We start from the raw sequence: 18,536 nt of genomic DNA, 5'->3' as shown, positions 1-18,536 counted from the left end.
CGGGTGCATTTACATCAATCGCCAATAGTCTGCATCTGCCGCTTTTCGTCATAGGCCTTGCGGGCTGCGTTGACCTGCGGCCGTGCGGAGACTTCCGGCACCGCGACATCCCACCAATGGCCGCCGGCATCGGTGGAAATCAGCGGGTCGGTGTCGATGACCAGCACGGTGGTGCGGTCGTTGGTTTTCGATTTTTGCAGCGCGGTCTCCAGGCCGGTGATCGACGGCACCTTCTCGGCAATAGCGCCCATGCTCGCCGCATGCGCGGCGAAGTCGATGTCGGGCAGGATCTCGTGGCGCGCGTCCTTCAGGAGGTTGTTGAAGTTGGCGCCGCCGGTGGCCATCTGCAGCCGGTTGATGCAGCCATAACCCCTGTTGTCGAGCACCACTATGGTCAGCTTCAGGCCGAGCATCACCGACGTGGCGATTTCGGAATTCATCATGAGGTATGAGCCGTCCCCGACCATGACGACGACCTCCTGGTCGGGCTTGGCCATCTTGGCGCCGAGCCCGCCGGCAATCTCGTAGCCCATGGTCGAGAAGCCATATTCGCCATGGTACGAGCCGGGCGCGCCTGCCTGCCAGAGCTTGTGCAACTCGCCCGGCAGGCCGCCCGACGCATTCAGCAGCGTTACGCCGGACCCGAGCGCGCGCTGCACGGCGCCGATCACCTGCGCGTCCGAAGGGAAGGCGGCGTTGGTCGACGCCGTCACCTTGGAGGCTTCGGCCTGCCAGGCCTTCTTTCCTTGGGTCGCATTGTCGGTCCATGTCGCCGGTGCTTTCCACTTCCCCAGCGCAGCACCGAGTTCGGCGAGCCCTTCGGCCGCATCGGCGACCAGCGGCAGCGCGCGGTGCTTGCCGGCGTCGAAAGGCTGCACGTTGAGCCCGATGATGGTCTTGCCGGAGTTCTTGAACAGCGCCCACGAGCCGGTGGTGAAATCCTGCAGGCGGGTGCCGATGGCGAGCACGACATCGGCTTCTTCCGCCAGCCGGTTGGCCGCGGACGTGCCGGTGACGCCGACCGCCGCCATGTTGAGCGGATGTGTGTCGGGCAGCGAGGATTTGCCGCCTTGCGTCTCGCAGACCGGAATGCCGGCGCTCTCGGCGAATTTCGCCAGTTCATCCGAAGCCTGCGAATACAGCACGCCGCCGCCGGCGATGATCAGCGGTTTTTTCGCACCCTTCAGCGCGGTGACCGCCGCCGCCAATTCATGCCGGTCCGGACGCGGACGGCGCTGGTGCCAGACGCGCTCGGCGAAAAAGCTCTCGGGATAGTCATAGGCCTCGGCCTGCACGTCCTGGCAGAGCGACAGCGTCACCGGGCCGCATTCCGCCGGATCGGTCAGCACCTGCATGGTCCGCGCCAATGCCGGGATGATCTGCTCGGGACGGGTGATGCGGTCGAAATAGCGCGACACCGGACGGAAGCAGTCATTGACCGTCGCGGTGCCGTCGGAAAAGTCCTCGGCCTGCTGCAGCACCGGGTCGGGAATGCGGTTGGCGAAGACATCGCCCGGCAAAAACAGGACGGGCAACCTGTTTACATGGGCGAGCGCCGCCGCCGTCACCATGTTGAGCGCACCGGGGCCGATCGAAGAGGTCGCGGCCATGAAGCGGCGGCGGAAATTGGCCTTGCCATAGGCGATCGCCGCATGCGCCATCGCCTGCTCATTGTGGGCGCGGAAGGTCGGCAATTCGTCGCGCAGCTGGTACAGCGCCTCGCCGATGCCGGCGACATTGCCGTGACCGAAGATCGCCCACACACCGCCGAAGATGGGCACTCGTCTGCCGTCGATCTCGGNATCTGCTTGCTCAGAAAGCGGGTCAGCGCCTGCGCCATCGTCAGGCGGATTGTCTTGCTCATGGTGTTTTCCTCCGCAGTCCTCTTGCCGCGCCTTTATGCTGCTTTACGGCCACGCGCGGCAAGCCACGCTTCGGTCAACTGTTCGAAGCGCGCGGCCATGTCGGCGATAGCCTCGTCATCCGTCATCTTGCCCGCCAGCCATTGTTCGGCGGCGTGGACGAAGATGGTGCGGCCGACGGCAAAGCCCTTGACGATCGGTGCCTTGGCGGTGGCGGCAAAGGCCGCTTCCAGTTCGTCCTGCGGCGCTTCGAGACCCAGCAGCACGACGCCACGACACCAGGGATCGTGCTTCAGGATCACCGCTTCGATCTTGGCCCAGGCGCCGGCCGACGCCTGCGGTTCGAGCTTCCACCAGTCCGGCTTGATGCCAAGCGCATAGAGTTCTTCCAGGGCGCGCGGGATGGTCGTTTCGTCGAGCTTGCCGTGCTTGCCGGCGATGATCTCGACCAGAAGCTCCCGGCCGACCTTCCGCGCGGCTTCGAACAGCGAGCGCAGCTTCTGCTGCTGCTCATCCTTGAGCGCTGCCGGATCGTCGGGGTGATAGAAGCACAGGCATTTGATGCAGTGGTCGACCGGCCATTCCACCAGTTGCGAGCCGATGTCCTGCGAGAACTCGAAGCGCAGCGGCCGCGAGCCCGGCAGTTCGACGGGACGGCCGAGCCAGGCAAAGGGGTGGCGGGCGAATTCGAACATCGCTTCGCGGCCATGCTTCTCGTCGATCAGCATGCCATAGCCGTCGCGGCCGGCGGCGACTTTCGCCGCAGCCTTGACCGCCAGCACCTTGAAATCGCGGATGCGCGCCGGATCGGCGCCGGTCTTTGCCGCGACGTCCTCAAGCTGCACACGGTGGTCGCAGGCGAGCGCCATCATCGAGGGGATATCGCGGCGGCGGGTCGTCGCCCAATGGATGTGGTTGATCGCCTCGTCCTTGCGCAACGCTAAGTGCTTGCTGCCGTTCTTGAGGAAGAACTGCAATTCCTCGAAGGTCGGATATTCCGGCGCGCAGAGCAGCCGCGACACGGCGAAGGCGCCGCAGGCATTGGCCCAGGTCGCCGCCGTTGCCAGGTTTTCGCCACCGAGCCAGCCGCGCAGAAAACCGGACATGAAGGCATCACCCGCGCCGAGCACATTGTAGATCTCGATCGGAAAGCCCTTGCCGACGATACCGTCTTCCAGATCGTCGCTGACCGGCCCGTCATAGACGATGCAGCCCATGGCGCCGCGCTTCAGTACGATGGTTGCCTTGGACAGCGCGCGGATCGTCTTCAGCGCGCTCAGGCAATCGTCGGCGCCCGAGGCGATCATGATCTCTTCCTCGGTGCCGACGATGAGGTCGCAATCGGGCAGCACCGTCTTCAGCTGGGCTGAGACGCGGTCGGATTTGACATAGCGCTCAAAACCTTCGGCATGGCCGGCGAGGCCCCAGAGGTTGGGGCGGTAGTCGATGTCGAACACCACCTTGCCGCCCCTGGCCTTGATGATGCGGATCGCCTTGCGCTGGGCGGCGTCGCTGTTGGGCCGGGAAAAATGCGTGCCGGTGACGACGATGGAACGGGCCGAGGCGATGAAGGCTTCATCGATGTCTTCTTCGGCGAGCGCCATGTCGGCGCAGTCGCTGCGATAAAAGATCATTGGCGAGACGCCTTCGCTCTCGACCGAAAGCAGCACCAGGGCCGTCAGCCGTTCCTGGTCGGTCTTGAGCCCATCGACATTGACGCCTTCGCGCCTGAGCTGCTCGCGGATGAAGCGGCCCATCTGCTCGTCGCCGACGCGGGTGAGCAGCGCCGAGCGCAGGCCTAGTCTCGCCGTGCCAACCGAGATGTTGGCCGGGCAGCCGCCGACCGATTTGGCGAAGGAGGTGATGTCCTCCAGCCGCGAGCCGATCTGCTGGCCGTAAAGGTCGACGGAAGCGCGACCGATGGTGATGACATCGAGCGTCGCCTGTTTGGCGTCCATGGCTTCGCTCATTGGAACCTCCCGTCGGTCTTGTTGTCTTGAGCAACGTAGTTGGGGGACACGCGCGAGCGGCAGCGTGGCGCCGGGAATATGAAATAATAATTCCAATCCATAGTCAATATGGAATGAGCATTCCTCCGCGAATTCGAGCGCCGGGCGCCGGCCTAGGCCTTACGCTTCTTTCCGGTGCTGCGCCGCTTCTCGCCGACGCCGACGGTGAGCGCCATGGCCAGCGCCATGGTGGCCGACAGCGAGCGGAAGCCGGCGAAATCGGCCTCGGCGACCTCGAACCAGACCTTGGCGAACTGGGCGAGTGGCGAAAACGAACTGTCGGTGATGGCGACGATCGGCACGCCCTGTTCGGAAATGGTGCGGGCCTCCTCGATGGTGGCCGGTGCGTAGGGCGAGAAGCTGATGGCGATGACGGCGTCCGCCGGGGTGGCGAAGGCGACCATTTCGGCATTGAGGCCGGCGGCGGATTCGATCAGCTGGTTGCGGATCTTCAGTTTGCCCAGCGCATAGGCGATGTAGCTCGCCACCGGATAGGAGCGGCGCTTGGCCAGGACATAGATGGTCTCGGCCTTGGCCAGCAGCGCAATTGCGTCTTCCAGATGGGCCTCGTCCAGCGAGCGTGAGATGTCGTTGAGCGAAGTGCTGGCGGCGGCGACGAAGCCGTCGAAGATGGCGCGGTGTCCAGCACCCGCATCGGCCTTGGCGCGCAGCGCCTGCAGGCGTTCGTCATAAGAGGAATTGCGCTCGCGCAGCCGCTCGCGAAACACCTGCTGCAGGCTGGTGAAGCCGTCGAAGCCTAGTTGCTGGGCAAAGCGGATCAAGGTGGACGGCTGCACGCCCGCCGAAGCGGCGATGCTGGCGGCGGTGCCGAAGGCGATGTCATCGGGATTGTCGAGCGCATAGGCGGCGATCTGGGCGATGCGCTTGGGCAAGGTTTCACGGCGATCGAGGATCGTGGCGCGCAGCGTCTCGAAGTCGCGAGGTACCCGTTCGTCCATCGTCGCCCCGTCCAAGCTCATCTAGAGCATGATGCCGAAAAGTGTGCAGCGGTTTTCGGACGACATCATGCTCTCTTTAACTCAAGTGACGTCCTCTCTGCCCCATCATAGCGAGCCTGCGCAAGAAGGCCATAAAAAATGAGGCAGACATTCCATTCGGAGAAGAAATGGACTAATTCATCCATCGATCGCTTCAGGTATTGGGAGAAAGAAATGGTCGGCGTTGGTCTTATCGGCACGGGTTTCATGGGCAAATGCCACGCCATTGCGTGGAGCGCCGTCGGTGCCGTCTTTCCCGATGTCGCCAAGCCGAAGCTGGTCCATCTCGGCGAGGTCAACGAGGAGCTGGCCAAGCGCAAGGCCGGTGAGTTCGGCTTCGCCAAGGCGTCGGGCGACTGGCGTGCCGTCGTCAACGACCCCGAGGTCGATATCGTCTCGCTGACCACGCCCAATCAGTTCCATCCGGAGATGGCCATCGCTATTCTCGAAGCCGGCAAGCATCTGTGGTGCGAGAAGCCGATGGCGCCGAGCTTTGCCGAAGCAGCGGCGATGGCGGCCGCGGCGAAGAAGTCCGGCAAGGTCGCAGCGCTTGGTTACAACTACATACAGAGCCCGGCCATCCGCCACATCGGCGCGCTGCTCGAGGAAAAGATCATCGGCGAGGTCAACCATCTGCGCATCGAGATGGACGAGGACTTCATGGCCGACCCCGAAGCGCTGTTCTTCTGGAAGCATGAGGCCGCATCCGGCTATGGCGCGCTCGACGATTTCGCCGTGCATCCGCTGTCGCTGGTCTCGACGCTGTTCGGCCGCGTCGCAAAAGTCATCTGCGACATGGCCAAACCCTATGTCGACCGCAAGCTGGCCAGCGGCGGCCGCCGTGCGGTGGAGACCTACGACATCGCCAGCGTTTTGATGCATCTGGAAAACGGCATTGCCGGCACGCTGCTGGTCAACCGCTCGGCCTGGGGCCGCAAGGGCCGCATCGCCATACAGATTTTCGGCTCCAAGGGATCGATCCTGTTCGACCAGGAGCGGATGAACGAAATCCAGCTCTACGTCACCGCCGATCGCCCGACCGAACAGGGCTACCGCACCATATTGGTGGCGCCGCACCACAAGCCTTACGACGCCTTCCTCCCGGCGCCGGGCCATGGGCTCGGTTTCAACGACCTCAAGATCATCGAGTGCCACGAATTGCTGACGCGGCTTGCCGGCAAGCCGGCACGGGTCATCGAATTTGCCGAAGGGCTGGAGATCGAGCGCACCGTGCACGCGATGGCGAGGTCGTTCGAGGAAGAGCGCTGGGTGGATGTGCGGTAAACCCGCTCGCTTCAGCCGCCAGCGACAGCGTTCGCCTCCCAGCCACTGACCCAGACCTGGCGCAGGCGATCGCCTTCGCCCTTGAAGCGCAGGCCGGTCGCCCGGCAATCCGCGATGCGGTCGCTGCGGAAATTGCGGATGGCCTGGCGCAATTCGCACCAGGCGACGATGTTGGCGGTTTCTGAATAGTAGATCAGCGCGATTGGACGGATCAGCCGCTCGGAGGCGCGGCCGATTTCGTCGCGATAGGACAGGTCGAGCTTTTCCTCGTCGCGGATGGCGCGGCGCACAAGCGCCAGATCGATGGTGCCGATTGCCGGTGCTGCGAACCCCCAGACATGCAGCGCGTTGGCGTCGAACGCCTGGCGCAACGGCGGCGGCACGGCGCTGGCGATCTTGGCGCTGACGCGCTTGGCCGCCTGCTTGAGTTCGCTGTCTCCCGTGCGCTCCAGCAGGGCGAGCGACAGGACGATCGCTTCCATCTCCTCGATCGAAAACATCAGCGGCGGCAGGTCGAAGCCGGGCCGCAATATGTAGCCGATACCGCGCCCGCCTTCGATCGGCACGCGCATTGCCTGCAGTGCGGCGATGTCGCGATAGATCGAACGCATCGTGACTTCCAGCTGCCCGGCGATCATGGCTGCCGTCACCGGCTGCCGCGCCAGCCGCAGGATCTGGATAATCTCGAACAGCCGCGACGCCTTGCGCATTTCCTCTCCCTGATGAACGCTACTGACACATCCCCGTCAGTTGGGATGATTTATTGGACTGCCTATCGGGTTGAAAATCAACAAATTCCTCCACGGCACCCCAGCAGGAAGCGACAGGCAACTGACATGAGCTACGCGGAAAATCTCTGGCTGTTCTTTATCCTGCTGTACGGCATCATCATCGTACCCGGGATGGACATGCTGTTCGTGCTTGCCAATGCGCTCACCGGCGGCCGCGACCGGGGCCTCGCCGCCACCGGTGGCATCATGGTCGGCGGCATCGTGCACACGCTGAACGGCGCCATCGGCGTCGGCCTGCTGATGCATTTCGTACCGATCCTGTACAAGCCGCTGCTGATAGCCGGCGCCGCCTACATGGCCTTCATCGGCATCTCGCTGATGCGCAGTTCCATCACCGTCGGCCACGACGGGCCCGCCGGCAGCCGTACGGCCTGGAAGGCCTTTCGCCAGGGACTGGTGACCTGCCTGATCAACCCGAAGGCCTATCTCTTCATATTTGCCGTCTATCCGCAGTTCCTGAAGCCGGATTACGGCCCGATCTGGATGCAGGCGACGGTCATGGGCTTGCTGACGATGCTGACGCAGGCCGCCATCTATGGCGGGCTCGCCATCACCGCCGGCCGCAGCCGCAATCTGCTGGTGGCCAATCCGCGGGCGACCGCTTTTGCGGGCCGGGCGGCCGGACTGCTGCTGTTTGCTGTCTCGGTGTTTACGGCATGGGAAGGGTTGAGGGCAGCGTGATCCCGATCAAGCGATGACGCCGCGTTTCTTCGCCTCGGTGCGGCGCTTGCGGATCACTGTCCCGGTCTTTTCGTCGTCGAGGGCGGCAGCTACCCCGTCCGCGAGACCGATGACGTCATGACCGCCTCACGCCCTCGCCCAAGACGACGAGAAGCTCGTCCAATTGCTCGAACGTCTCGCCCATCGCATCCGCCGCCCCGGTACCGGCCGCGTCGAGAGCCTCCTTCGAGGGATAGAGTTCGTGCATGACCAGCAGCGTCTTGCCACCCTTTTCCTCGAAGGTCAGCGTGGTGACGGGTCCACCGTCACCACCTTCCTCATTGGTCCAGACGAGGCGTGAGTGGGGTGTCACTTCGATATACCTGCCGAAGAATTCGTGAAGGTCCGAGGCGTCGTGGCCGAACACCAGGCGGTACGTGCCTCCGGTACGAGCATCCATCTCGCATGAACGCAGGAACATGCCCATCGACTTCGGCACCCACCACTGCTTGAACAGCTCGGGCTTGGTCCACGCCTCGAACACGATGCGCGCCGGACCGTTGACCGTTCGCGTGACGACCAGCTCCCGTTCGGACTTCCGTTCGACCGTGGTGCGGCTGTTCGTGGGCTCACTCTCGGTTCTTTGGCGCATCGGCTTTCTCCTTCCGTTTCAATTCCTCGACAACCTTGTCCAACTCGTTGAAGCGTGCGTCCCAGAGCAGGCGGTGCCGCTCGATCCAGGCCGCCTCTTCCTCCAGTCCGCGCAGGCCGAGCTTGCAGGTCCGCACGCGGCCAACCTTCTGCGTGGTGACGAGCCCCGCCTGCTCCAGGACGCCGACGTGCTTCTTCATGCCCGTGAGGGTCATGTGGAACTTTCCGGCAAGCTCGGTGATCGAAGCGTCTGCGCGTCCGAGCTGCTCCAGAACGCCACGCCGGGTGGCGTCCGAGAGCGCGGCGAACGAGGAATCCAAGTCGGTATACTGAACCATACGGTTCAGTATTTAGCAGACCGGTTGCCGGGGTGCAAGGGGAGCCGCAGCGTCCTTCCCGCGCATCGCCTCGTATCAGGCGGCGCCCGGCCGGTTCTCCATCATGGCGCGGCGGGCTGAGCGGCGCCATTCTACGGCGCCGGCGAGGCCGTGCAGCACCGTCTCTGTGGTCGCCCAGTCGATGCAGCCATCTGTGATGCTCTGGCCATAGACGAGCGGCTTGCCTGATACCACGTCCTGCCGGCCGGCGACGAGATTGCTCTCGATCATGACGCCGATGATACGCTCGTCCCCTGCTGCCACATGGCCGGCGACATCGGCCGCCACCTTCGGCTGGTTCTCCGGCTTCTTGCTCGAGTTCGCGTGGCTGACATCGATCATCAGACGGGGGGCGACGCCGATGCGGGCAAGTTCGACCGAGGCCGCCTCGACGCTCGCCGAATCGTAATTCGGCTGAACGCCGCCGCGCAGGATGACGTGGCAGTCCTCATTGCCGGTAGTAGTCGCAATGCCGCTGCGTCCGCCCTTGGTCACCGCCATGAAATGATGCGGCTGGGCGGCGGATTTCACCGCCTCGGCGGCGATCCTGAGATTGCCGTCGGTGCCGTTCTTGAAGCCGACCGGGCAGGACAGGCCGGAAGCCAGTTCGCGGTGGATCTGGCTCTCGGTGGTGCGCGCGCCGATGGCGCGCCAGGCGACGAGGTCGGCAATGTATTGCGGCGTCGTCATGTCGAGAAATTCGGTGGCCGAGGGCAGGCCGAGATTGTTGACCGCCGACAGCACGTTGCGCGCCATCCGCAGCCCCTTGTCGATGTTGAAGCTGCCGTCGAGATCGGGATCGTTGATAAGGCCCTTCCAGCCGACAGTCGTGCGCGGCTTTTCGAAATAGACCCGCATGACGATCTCCAACCGGTCGGACAGGGTCTCGCGCAGCGCCACTAGCCGGCTGGCATAGTCAACGGCCGCGACCGGGTCGTGGATCGAACACGGGCCGACGATGACAAGCAGCCGGTCGTCGGTGCCGTTCAAGATGGCATGGGTGGCGTTGCGTGATGCGCTCACGGTGCGCGTTGCCGTCAGCGTGCGCGGGATCTCCCGCATCACCTCGTCCGGCGTACTCAATTCTCGGATTTCCTTGACCCGAAGATCGTCTGTGGTGGTCAACACGGCTTTCTGCTCCTGTTTTTAGGAGACCTGCCGGCTGATACAAAAAAGCCGCCAGGTCTGGCGGCTGTTCGGACTTGTTGCTGCAATCTTCAGATCGAGCGCAATCCTCCCGCCGCCAGCGAGCTCGTAAAGTACCAATAGGTGGCGGTCAGGTTGATCATGAGGTTCATATAGTCGATGCCGAGGCGCTTGTCACGTGGGGTATGCGGAGACAATTCGGGATTGGCCGAATCCTCGCGATTTCGTCATCCCTGGGCGGAGCAGGAGCGAAGCTCCGTCGCGGAGACCCTGGGATCCATTCCGTGACCTGGGCCGTGGAGTGCGGCAGAGCAGAATTCTGGACCGTAGCAGCGCTCTGAAGTCGCGGCATGGATCCTCGGGTCTGCGCTGCGTCGCCACGCTCCTTGCTCCGCCCGTGGATGACGAAGTGCCGGCGGTTCGCCAATCGCCAACACGTATAACGCGGAGCGGCTCATGCGGTCCAGGGATCGAAGAGTTCAAGCCCAAAGCCTTCGAAATCTTTCGTATTGCACGTTGCCAAGGTGAGCTCGTGCGCAATCGCAGTGGCTGCGATCAGGCCGTCCATCGACGACAGACCACGACCGCGGCGCTTCGCAAGACCCATCAGGTCGCCCCAGGCCAAGGCAACCGCATCGTCCACCGGCAAAACCCGCTGTTCGAAGCGCTGGGGCAGGTCCCGGGCGAGCCATTCGGCCAGCGCCTCGCGTTTGCGGCCCTCATCCATCAGAGAGACGCCGCGCCGGATCTCGGCGATCGACACTACGCTGATGAAGGAGCGGTCCTCATCAAGCTCGTCCAGCCAGCCCAGGACACGTGCGTCAGGCGCTGGCCTCGTCACCTCGGACAGGACATTCGTGTCGAGCAGCAGTCTCACTGCGGCAGGTCACGCGGTTCGTCGCGCTGACGTTCAAGCTCGAGATCGGCGCCGCGCAGCGGCGAGTCCAGCAGGAACTCGGCAAGCGTACCCTTGCGTGCGATCTTGCGCTGCCATTCCTCGGCCGAGACGACAACCACCCTTGGTTTGCCGTTCTTGGTGATCGTCTGCGGCAAGGACTGTGCGCGCTCGATGACCTCGGAGAGCCGGGCTTTTGCCCCGGCAACCGTCCAGTTGGTGTCTTTGGATGACGTTAGCATCGCATGCTCGTGACTAGCCTGACTATCAGGACTATGTGGGAATGGCGATGTTGCTGCAACAGGGTTTGAGGCTACTCCGGCGAGGTCCCCGCGACGTTCTGGTCGTAGTCAACCAGCGAGCCGGTCATGACACCGGATTGCGGGCTGGCCATGTAGCTGATCAGCCGCGCCAGTTGGTCGGGCTTCACCAGTTGGCCCATGGGCTGGCCGGCCTCTGCCTTTGCCAGCCAGTCGTCGGAGGCACCGTGCCATTTCTTCTGCACGATGTCCTCGCCCTCGGTGTCCATCCAGCCCGGCAGCACGGCGTTGCAGCGGATGCGGTTGAAACGATAGGCGTTGGCGACGTTCTTGGTCAGCGTCGCCAGCGCGCCCTTGCTCGAGGAATAGGGCGCAAGGAACGACTGGCCGCAATGTGCCGACATCGACAGCACGTTGACGATCGAGCCCGGCGCCTTCTTGTCCAGCAGATGCGCCACCACGCCCTGCATCAGGAAGAAGGGACCACGCACATTGGTGTGGAAAATCTGGTCGAACACCTCTTCCGAAGTTTCGACAAGTGAACCACGCGCGGACGTGGCGGCGGCGTTGACCAGCGCGTTGATGGTGCCGAAATGCGAGATCGCGGTTGCCACCGCACGCTTGCAGTCCGCCACTTTCGAGACGTCGGCGCTGATGAAGATCGCATCGACGCCGGCCTTCTTGAAGTGGGCGACCGCCTTGTCGCCCTTCTCCTGCGAGCGGCCGATGAGCGCCAGCGCCTTGCAGCCCTCGTCGGCCAGCGCTTCGGCGACGGCAAAGCCGATGCCTTGCGCACCGCCGGTGACGATGGCGCGCGTGTTCGAATTGCGATCGGCGGATGTGCTCATCGCTCTGCTCCTGTGCCTTGGTTCCGGTTCTTACTTGTCGAGACGGACGGTCTTGCCTGATGTCGCCGACTTCAGCGCGGCATCGGCCAGCTTCAGCGCCACGAGGCCGTCGGCGCCGCTCGGCGATGCCTTCTTGCCCGAGGTTGCAGCAGTGATGAAAGCGGCAATCTCGATGGCGTAGGCGTCGAGATAGCGGGTCATGAAGAAATCGTGCAGCGGCGGGCGCGTATAGCCCTTCTCGTTGGCGACCTCTATCGACACCGGCCGCTGGTTTTCGGCGGCGACCATGCCTTTGGAGCCATGCACCTCGATGCGCTGGTCGTAGCCATAGGTGGCGCGGCGCGAATTGGAGATGACGGCCTGCTTCCCGGACGCGGTTTCGAGGATGACGCTGACCGAATCGAAATCGCCGGCCTCGCCGATCTTCTTGTCGACCAGCACCGAAGCATGGGCGCTGACCGCCGCCACCTCTTCGCCGAGCAGGAAGCGCGCCATGTCGAAATCGTGGATGGTCATGTCGCGAAAAATGCCGCCCGAGCGCTTGATGTAATCGACCGGCGGCGCGCCCGGATCGCGCGAGGTGATGGTGACCATCTCGACAGTACCGATGGCGCCGTCGTCGATCGCCTTGCGCACGGCGGCGAAGTGCGGATCGAAGCGGCGGTTGAAGCCGACCATCAGCGTCGCCTTGGCCTTGTCGACCACGGCCAGGCACTTCTCGACGCGCTTGACGTCGAGGTCGATCGGCTTCTCGCAGAAGATCGCCTTGCCGGCCTTGGCGAAACGCTCGATCAGATCGGCATGGGTGTCGGTCGGCGTGCAGATGACCACGGCGTCGATGTCCTTGGCCTTCTCGATCGCGTCGATGGTGCGCACTTCGGCGCCATAGGCGGTTGCCAACTCGGTCGCCGCCTTTTCAAAAGCGTCGGCAACGGCCACCAGTCTGGCCTGCGGGTTGGAGCCGACGGCGCGGGCATGGACCTTGCCGATGCGGCCGGCACCGAGGAGGGCGAAACGAACAGTCATGGGGTATTTCCTCTAGGGGGATGGGTTCGAGAGAGTTGTGTCTCCACCTTCCTTTTGAGAAAGGTGGCAAGATAATTTTTCGAGCACGCCAGAAAACAGGATGACCATCCTGTTCAGGCCGCGAGTTCCGCCTCCCCGGTCTTGGCGCCGGTGATGTAGGAGACGATGTCGTTGCCGTCGGTGTTTTCCTTGCGCAGGTTGGCGACGATGCGGCCGCGCCGGAAGACGACGATGCGGTCGCACAGGTCGAACACCTGGCGCATGTTGTGGCTGATCAGGATCAGCGGCTCGCCATTGTCCTTCAGCGTGCGGATGATGTTCTCGACCTGCGCCGTCTCCTGCACGCCAAGGGCTGCCGTCGGCTCGTCCATGATGATCAGCTTGGAGGCGAAGGTCGCGGTCCGGGCGATCGCAACGCACTGGCGCTGGCCGCCCGACATGTGGCGAATGGTGTTGGACAAATTGGGGATTTTCACTGCCGTGCGGATCAGCGCCGCCTCGGTCGCCTTGCGCATGTATTTGCGGTCGAGGATCGAGAACGGGCCGAGATTGAAAAGCACCTTTTCGCGGCCGAGGAACAGGTTCGACGGCACGTCGAGATCGTCGGCCAGCGCCAGGTTCTGGAACACGGTCTCGATGCCCGCCGTGCGCGCTTCGATCGGCCCGGCAAAATTCACTTCCCTGCCGTCGAACCAGATCTGGCCGCTGGTGCGCTGCTCGACGGCGGTGATCTGGCGCACGAAGGTGGATTTGCCGGCGCCATTGTCGCCCATGATGGCGACATGCTCGCCCTTGCGCAGCTCGAAATTCGCGCCTTCCAGCGCATGGACGCCGCCATAGCGTTTGGTCAGGTTTTCGGTCTTCAGGACGATGTCTGTCGTGGAGATATCTGGCATGGTCAAGCCCTCAATGCCCGCATGCGCTGGCGCCATTGGTCGAGAACGACCGCGCCGACGATGATCACGCCCTTGACCATCTCCTGATAGTAGGCGTCGAGGCGCAGGAAGGTGAAGCCGGAAATGATGACGCCGAAGATCAGCGAGCCGATCACGGTGCCGACGATCGAGCCGCGGCCGCCCGACAAAGAGACGCCGCCGATGACCGCCATGGCGATGGCGTCGAGCTCGTACATGACGCCCATGCCGGACTGTGCTGTCAGGTTCTTGGAGGAGAGCACGACGGCGGCCAGCGCGGCGAGGATGCCGGCAATGACATAGACGAGGATCTTGTGGTTGGCGATCTTGATGCCCGACATGCGCGCGGCATCCTCGTTGGAGCCGATGGCGTAGCAGTGCTTGCCGTAGCGTGTGTAGGTCATGATCAACTGGAACAGCACCGCCAGCGACAGGAAGATGATGACCGGCATCAGGCCCTTGCCGATACCAGCGAAACTTTCGGTCGGAAACGAGATCGGCTGACCCTTGGACCACCATTTGGCAATGCCGCGCGCGGTCACCATCATGCCGAGCGTGGCGATGAACGGCGGAATGCGCGTGTATGCAATCAAGGAGCCGTTGACGAGACCGGCGAGCAGACCACAGCCGATGGCGACTAGTACCGGCACGATGACCGGCAGGTCGGTCCAGCCTTGCGCCAGGAACATCGCCTTGGGGTTGGGGTTGCCGTTGACCGTCGCCACCTGGGCAAAACTCATGGCGATCATGGCGGTGGCGCCGACGATCGAGCCCGAGGACAAGTCGATGCCGCCGCAAATGATCACCTGCGTGACGCCGATGGCGATGATGCCGACGATCGACACCTGCAGGATGATGATCTGCAGGCGGGCCTCATTGAAGATCCCGGCGACGTTGTCGCGCGTGTTGAACAGGAAGCTGTCGCCAAGAAAGATGCGGCCGATCATTTCGAAGATGACGACCAGAATGACCAGCGCCAGGAAGACGTTGAATTCGGCCGGCCATGTCCGCCTCTTCGCGTCATAGCTGACCCCGCCGACGCCATGAGATGTCTGTGACATGTCTGTCCTCCGTGAGGCGGCATTTGCCCTCCCGCACGTAAGGGCGGTGAGGGAAACGGGAGCGGCGCGATTGATGCGCCGCTCCGTTAGTCGAACGAGTCGCCGGCTCAGTTCTTCTTCAGGAACTTGTCGATGTTGGCTGGCGTCACGAGTTGGAAGGGCACGTAGACCTTGTGCTCGACCTTCTCGCCCTTGGCGAGCTTCAGCGCTGCGTCCAGAGCGCCGGCGCCCTGGCCGGCCGCATCCTGGAACACGGTGGCATCGAGGTCGCCGGCCTGCATGGCGGCAAGCGCGTCCTGCGTGGCGTCGACACCGCCGACGACGACCGTCTTCATGTCGATGTTGGCGGCCTTCATCGCCTGGATGGCGCCGATGGCGCTTTCGTCATTGTTGGCGATGACGCCGTCGAACGGCTTGCCGGTTGACAGCCAGTTGGTCATCAGGTTCTGCGCTTCGTCGCGGTTCCAGTTCGAAGTCTGCTTGTCGATGATCTTGATGAAGCTGCACTCCGGCGTGGCGATCACCTCTTCGATGTCCTTGGTGCGCTGCACGGCGGCCTGGTTGGAAAGCTCGCCCATGATGACATAGACATTGGCCTCCTTCTTGCCGGCCTCGGTGAACAGGCGGCAGACTTCCTTGGTCTCGAGCGTGCCGGAATCGGCCTCGTTCGACGCGACGAAGGCCTGGTTGTCCGGCAGCGTGTCGACATTGACCGGCTGGCGGTTGACATAGACCAACGGGATCTTGGCGGCTGCGGCGGCGTCCGACATCGCCTGCGTGGCCGAGGTATCGACCGGGTTGACGATGATGGCGTCGACGCCCGAGGCGGCGAAGTTCTTGATCTGGTCGAGCTGCTTGGCGACGTCGTTCTGCGCGTCCTCGACCTGCAGTTCCACGCCGCTCATGCCCTTGGCCTGCTCGATCATGCCGTTGCGCAGCACGGTGAGGAAGTTGTCGTCGAACTTGGCCATCGACACGCCGACCTTGGCGGCAAAAGCGGACGAACTCATCAGCGCCGCAAAGGCGACGCCCAAAATCAGTTTCTTCATTGTGTTTCTCCTCCACATTGGTGTCCGGCTGCACCGATCTACCCGGAATCCCCGATAGCCCGAGGAATCTCTCCCTGATGCCTTCCTGTTCCGTATGGCGTTTTGTCCAAGGGATGGAACGCCAGGCTCCCAGTTTGAAACAGATGTTCCGGAACGAAAGAACCAAAATACCAATCTGATGAAATATTTATTCCATTTTTTCGCGAGACGTCAAGAGCGATTCCTAAGTCGGAAAGCGGATTTTCGGTCGCCGCGCCGCAATTTCACGTCGAATCAAGGCCGACAGCGGCCCAGGCCGAGTCTGAAGGCAGACTCTGATAGATTCTATCATCGCCGGGAGAGCCCACGCCGAACGGGTCGGCGCGGCAACGCGTTAGATATTTTCCGGCAGATAGATGTCGAAGGGCAGAAAGGTCTGGCCCGGCGCGTTGGCGGCGCCGGCCTCGATGGAATGCGCCATCAGGTCGACAAGCTCGCGGCACAAGGCGGCGAGCGGCGTCGAGATCACCATTGTCAGGATGTTGTCGGCGAGTGCCGCGCGCGATTCGGCGTTGATCTCGTTGCAGACGACCACCGGCATGTTTGCGGGCTTCGCTGCGCGCAGCGCCGAGACCGCGCCTTCCATGCCGCCGCCGGCGACATAGCAGCCGGCAATATCCGGATACCGCACCAGGAGATCGATCATCGCATCGTGGGTGACCTGGTTGGCTTCCAGATTGACCAGCGTTTCCATCACCGTGAAGTCCGGCGCATGTTCGCGGAAGAAGGAGCGAAATCCGATCTCGCGCAGTTCATGGCCGTGGAAGCGATGACTGCCGACGAAAAGGGCGACCTTGCCGGGGTTCTTTGCCGCCCTGGCGATCATCCAGGCCGCGGTGCGACCGACCTTCCGATTGTCGAGGCCGACATATCCCTCACGGATGCCAGCGGCAAAGTCGGACAGCAGCGAGAAGACAGGTTGCCCCCTCGCTTTCAGCGACTCCACGACCGCCGTCAGCGTCGGATGGTCCGGACCGACAACGGCGATTGCTCTGGATTTCGCTGCCAGCTTGCGCATCTGGGCGGCGATCTCGTCGGCGGCTAGCGAGCTGGCGAAATCGATGGTGGCGACGCCGCGGAAGCGCTGCGATTGCGAGACCGCCATTTCTAGCTCCCTCGCGAAATCGCCGTAAAAAACATCATTGCCCCGCAGCAGCAGAAAGCCGAGGCGGTATTCCGGCAATTCCTGGCGCATGCGCCGCTTGATCAGCCCGGCGGCGTGGTAGCCGATGCCGGTCGCCGCCTCATAGACGCGGCGCGCGGTTTCCTCGCGCACCGGCAGCCGGTTGTTCAGCACCCTGTCGACAGTGGCGACGCTAACGCCGGAGATGCGCGCCAGATCGGTGATGGTTGGCCGTTTTGCCATGACTGTCCCGCATGAGTGCCTGCAACTGCTTACATCGTTCTGATGGAAAATGATAGAAACTATCTTTGTGATATTGAGACTATCACCGCATGGCGCTATTTTGCGCTCGGACACAGGCGCCTGTAATGGACATATCCGTCCTGACGGATGCTGTGGCCGACGGAGGCAGCCCCTATGGAAGCGACACTATCCACACCACCGTCCCGGCGCGACTACAGCCTGATCGGCCGCGACGCCAAGCTCGCCGTCGAGACCGGCCTGTCGGCGGCCGAGTGGTATCACACCGATATTCCGCGCAAGCAGATGAAGGAGCTGATGCAGCGCTCCGATGGGCCGGCGATCCGCGACACCACGATCTGGCTCGCCGCGCTGATCCTGAGTGCCGCCGGCGGCGCCTGGTTCTGGGGCAGCTGGTGGTGCGTGCCGTTCTTCTTCGTCTATGGCGNAGACGTGTGCTCTTCCGATCTTGAACGACGCGGTCTACCAGATCGCCTGCTTCATGATCATGCGCAATCCGGTGACCTGGCGCTGGAGCCACACCCGCCACCACACCGACACCATCATCGTCGGCCGCGACCCGGAAATCTCCGTTATGCGGCCGCCGGATCTGTTCCGGGTCGCGCTTGGCTTTATCGGCGTGCTGGATGCCTGGCATGCGATGTCGGACATGCTGCGCAATGCCGCCGGAAATATCAGCGCGGCGGAAAAGACTTTTATCCCCGAACAGGAGCAGCCTAAAGCCATTCGCATCGCCCGCATCTGGACGGCGATCTATGCCGTGACGATCGCGCTGGCGCTTTATTTCGGTTCATGGCTGCCGCTGATGCTGGTCGGGCTGCCCCGGCTCTACGGCGCCTGGCATCATGTCATGGTCGGCCTGCTGCAGCATGGCGGGCTCGCGGAAAATGTCATCGACCACCGGCTGAACAGCCGCACCGTCTACATGAACCCGGTCAGCCGCTTCATCTACTGGAACATGAACTATCACGTCGAACACCACATGTTCCCGATGGTGCCCTATCATGCGCTGCCTAAACTGCATGCGCTGATCAAGCACGATCTGCCGGCGCCGACGCCGTCGATCCTGGCCGGCTACCGCGAGATGATCCCGGCCTTTTTGCGCCAGCTGCGCAACGAGGACTATTTCCTCAAGCGCGAACTGCCGCCGACGGCGCGGCCCTATCGCGAGGAACTCCACAACGACGCCGTCACCGCCGCGGCGGAATGATCGCGCGATTAAGCTTTTGTTTTGACGCAACTCCGAACGGAAAACCGCAACGCACTTTCCTGGAATTGCTTT

General features: G+C 63.1%; 17 protein-coding genes and 2 pseudogenes. 3 read left to right on the top strand and 16 right to left on the bottom strand.

What is annotated here, in order from left to right:
- Positions 1-14: 14 nt before the first annotated feature.
- From iolD to X727_RS145735, 3 genes and pseudogenes are all read right to left on the bottom strand, one after another.
- A pseudogene (gene iolD / locus X727_RS01000000164860) lies at positions 15-1,864 on the bottom strand (3D-(3,5/4)-trihydroxycyclohexane-1,2-dione acylhydrolase (decyclizing)).
- Between the two features lie 33 nt (positions 1,865-1,897).
- Complete coding sequence (gene iolC, locus X727_RS145730; RefSeq protein ID WP_023808065.1) at positions 1,898-3,832, bottom strand: 5-dehydro-2-deoxygluconokinase; 1,935 nt, start codon at positions 3,830-3,832, stop codon at positions 1,898-1,900.
- A gap of 152 nt (positions 3,833-3,984) precedes the next feature.
- Positions 3,985-4,830, bottom strand: coding sequence for a MurR/RpiR family transcriptional regulator (locus X727_RS145735; protein ID WP_023672343.1), 846 nt, complete (start codon positions 4,828-4,830; stop codon positions 3,985-3,987).
- Between the two features lie 213 nt (positions 4,831-5,043).
- Between X727_RS145735 and X727_RS145740 the strand changes: the two genes are divergently transcribed.
- Positions 5,044-6,153, top strand: coding sequence for a Gfo/Idh/MocA family oxidoreductase (locus X727_RS145740; RefSeq protein ID WP_023687403.1), 1,110 nt, complete (start codon positions 5,044-5,046; stop codon positions 6,151-6,153).
- An 11-nt stretch (positions 6,154-6,164) separates the two neighbouring features.
- On the opposite strand, the gene X727_RS145745 is transcribed toward X727_RS145740, so the two are convergent.
- Positions 6,165-6,863 carry a YafY family protein gene (locus tag X727_RS145745; RefSeq protein ID WP_023672341.1) on the bottom strand — a complete coding sequence of 233 codons (699 nt, stop codon included), beginning with the start codon at positions 6,861-6,863 and terminating at the stop codon, positions 6,165-6,167.
- Positions 6,864-6,989: 126 nt separating this feature from the next.
- Here X727_RS145745 and X727_RS145750 point away from each other — a divergent pair, with 126 nt between their 5' ends.
- The gene (locus X727_RS145750; RefSeq protein WP_023834615.1) at positions 6,990-7,625 is read left to right on the top strand and encodes a LysE family translocator; all 636 of its coding nucleotides are present in this window, start codon (positions 6,990-6,992) and stop codon (positions 7,623-7,625) included.
- Between the two features lie 115 nt (positions 7,626-7,740).
- On the opposite strand, the gene X727_RS145755 is transcribed toward X727_RS145750, so the two are convergent.
- The 12 genes from X727_RS145755 to X727_RS145805 form a co-directional block, all read right to left on the bottom strand.
- Complete coding sequence (locus X727_RS145755; RefSeq protein WP_023672339.1) at positions 7,741-8,256, bottom strand: SRPBCC domain-containing protein; 516 nt, start codon at positions 8,254-8,256, stop codon at positions 7,741-7,743.
- A complete protein-coding gene (locus X727_RS145760) occupies positions 8,234-8,593 on the bottom strand; it encodes a helix-turn-helix domain-containing protein (RefSeq protein ID WP_023672338.1) in 360 nt (119 codons plus the stop codon). The genes X727_RS145755 and X727_RS145760 overlap by 23 nt, the downstream gene beginning before the upstream one ends.
- A 75-nt stretch (positions 8,594-8,668) precedes the next feature.
- On the bottom strand, positions 8,669-9,760 hold the full coding sequence (locus tag X727_RS145765; RefSeq protein ID WP_023834614.1) for a 3-deoxy-7-phosphoheptulonate synthase: 1,092 nt from the start codon (positions 9,758-9,760) through the stop codon (positions 8,669-8,671).
- Positions 9,761-9,849: 89 nt separating this feature from the next.
- Positions 9,850-9,975: a hypothetical protein gene (locus X727_RS1000000169635; RefSeq protein WP_280800225.1), complete on the bottom strand. Its 126-nt coding sequence runs from the start codon at positions 9,973-9,975 to the stop codon at positions 9,850-9,852.
- Between the two features lie 257 nt (positions 9,976-10,232).
- A complete protein-coding gene (locus X727_RS145770) occupies positions 10,233-10,655 on the bottom strand; it encodes a type II toxin-antitoxin system VapC family toxin (protein ID WP_023672336.1) in 423 nt (140 codons plus the stop codon).
- Entirely contained in the window at positions 10,652-10,915 is a 264-nt protein-coding gene (locus X727_RS145775) for a type II toxin-antitoxin system prevent-host-death family antitoxin (RefSeq protein ID WP_023834613.1), read from the bottom strand. The genes X727_RS145770 and X727_RS145775 overlap by 4 nt, the downstream gene beginning before the upstream one ends.
- Positions 10,916-10,986: 71 nt before the next feature.
- Positions 10,987-11,781, bottom strand: coding sequence for an SDR family oxidoreductase (locus tag X727_RS145780; RefSeq protein ID WP_023672334.1), 795 nt, complete (start codon positions 11,779-11,781; stop codon positions 10,987-10,989).
- 30 nt (positions 11,782-11,811) lie between these two features.
- The gene (gene iolG / locus X727_RS145785) at positions 11,812-12,807 is read right to left on the bottom strand and encodes an inositol 2-dehydrogenase (protein WP_023672333.1); all 996 of its coding nucleotides are present in this window, start codon (positions 12,805-12,807) and stop codon (positions 11,812-11,814) included.
- 113 nt (positions 12,808-12,920) lie between these two features.
- Positions 12,921-13,703, bottom strand: a complete 783-nt coding sequence (locus X727_RS145790; protein ID WP_027049093.1) for an ATP-binding cassette domain-containing protein — start codon at positions 13,701-13,703, stop codon at positions 12,921-12,923.
- Positions 13,704-13,705: 2 nt separating this feature from the next.
- A complete protein-coding gene (locus X727_RS145795) occupies positions 13,706-14,782 on the bottom strand; it encodes an ABC transporter permease (RefSeq protein ID WP_023687413.1) in 1,077 nt (358 codons plus the stop codon).
- 107 nt (positions 14,783-14,889) lie between these two features.
- Positions 14,890-15,831, bottom strand: coding sequence for a sugar ABC transporter substrate-binding protein (locus tag X727_RS145800; protein WP_023684065.1), 942 nt, complete (start codon positions 15,829-15,831; stop codon positions 14,890-14,892).
- A gap of 373 nt (positions 15,832-16,204) precedes the next feature.
- Complete coding sequence (locus X727_RS145805) at positions 16,205-17,236, bottom strand: LacI family DNA-binding transcriptional regulator (protein WP_023695982.1); 1,032 nt, start codon at positions 17,234-17,236, stop codon at positions 16,205-16,207.
- A 174-nt stretch (positions 17,237-17,410) separates the two neighbouring features.
- On the opposite strand from X727_RS145805, the pseudogene X727_RS01000000164855 reads away from it, so the two are divergent.
- Positions 17,411-18,464: pseudogene (locus X727_RS01000000164855) on the top strand (fatty acid desaturase family protein).
- Positions 18,465-18,536: the final 72 nt, after the last annotated feature.

This window comes from Mesorhizobium sp. L103C105A0, from assembly GCF_000502215.1.
GTDB lineage: Bacteria > Pseudomonadota > Alphaproteobacteria > Rhizobiales > Rhizobiaceae > Mesorhizobium.
This window is presented reverse-complemented; position numbering and strand designations above follow the sequence as displayed.

Bases quoted from the DNA above. Each gene is read 5' to 3' on its own strand.
- iolC (WP_023808065.1), bottom strand. From the start codon at position 3,832: ATGAGCGAAGCCATGGACGCCAAACAGGCGACGCTCGATGTCATCACC.
- X727_RS145760 (WP_023672338.1), bottom strand. From the start codon at position 8,593: ATGGTTCAGTATACCGACTTGGATTCCTCGTTCGCCGCGCTCTCGGAC.
- X727_RS145775 (WP_023834613.1), bottom strand. From the start codon at position 10,915: ATGCTAACGTCATCCAAAGACACCAACTGGACGGTTGCCGGGGCAAAA.
- X727_RS145805 (WP_023695982.1), bottom strand. From the start codon at position 17,236: ATGGCAAAACGGCCAACCATCACCGATCTGGCGCGCATCTCCGGCGTT.
- X727_RS145795 (WP_023687413.1), bottom strand. From the start codon at position 14,782: ATGTCACAGACATCTCATGGCGTCGGCGGGGTCAGCTATGACGCGAAG.
- X727_RS145780 (WP_023672334.1), bottom strand. From the start codon at position 11,781: ATGAGCACATCCGCCGATCGCAATTCGAACACGCGCGCCATCGTCACC.
- X727_RS145800 (WP_023684065.1), bottom strand. From the start codon at position 15,831: ATGAAGAAACTGATTTTGGGCGTCGCCTTTGCGGCGCTGATGAGTTCG.
- X727_RS145790 (WP_027049093.1), bottom strand. From the start codon at position 13,703: ATGCCAGATATCTCCACGACAGACATCGTCCTGAAGACCGAAAACCTG.
- X727_RS145740 (WP_023687403.1), top strand. From the start codon at position 5,044: ATGGTCGGCGTTGGTCTTATCGGCACGGGTTTCATGGGCAAATGCCAC.
- X727_RS145755 (WP_023672339.1), bottom strand. From the start codon at position 8,256: ATGCGCCAAAGAACCGAGAGTGAGCCCACGAACAGCCGCACCACGGTC.
- iolG (WP_023672333.1), bottom strand. From the start codon at position 12,807: ATGACTGTTCGTTTCGCCCTCCTCGGTGCCGGCCGCATCGGCAAGGTC.
- X727_RS145735 (WP_023672343.1), bottom strand. From the start codon at position 4,830: ATGGACGAACGGGTACCTCGCGACTTCGAGACGCTGCGCGCCACGATC.
- X727_RS145745 (WP_023672341.1), bottom strand. From the start codon at position 6,863: ATGCGCAAGGCGTCGCGGCTGTTCGAGATTATCCAGATCCTGCGGCTG.
- X727_RS145750 (WP_023834615.1), top strand. From the start codon at position 6,990: ATGAGCTACGCGGAAAATCTCTGGCTGTTCTTTATCCTGCTGTACGGC.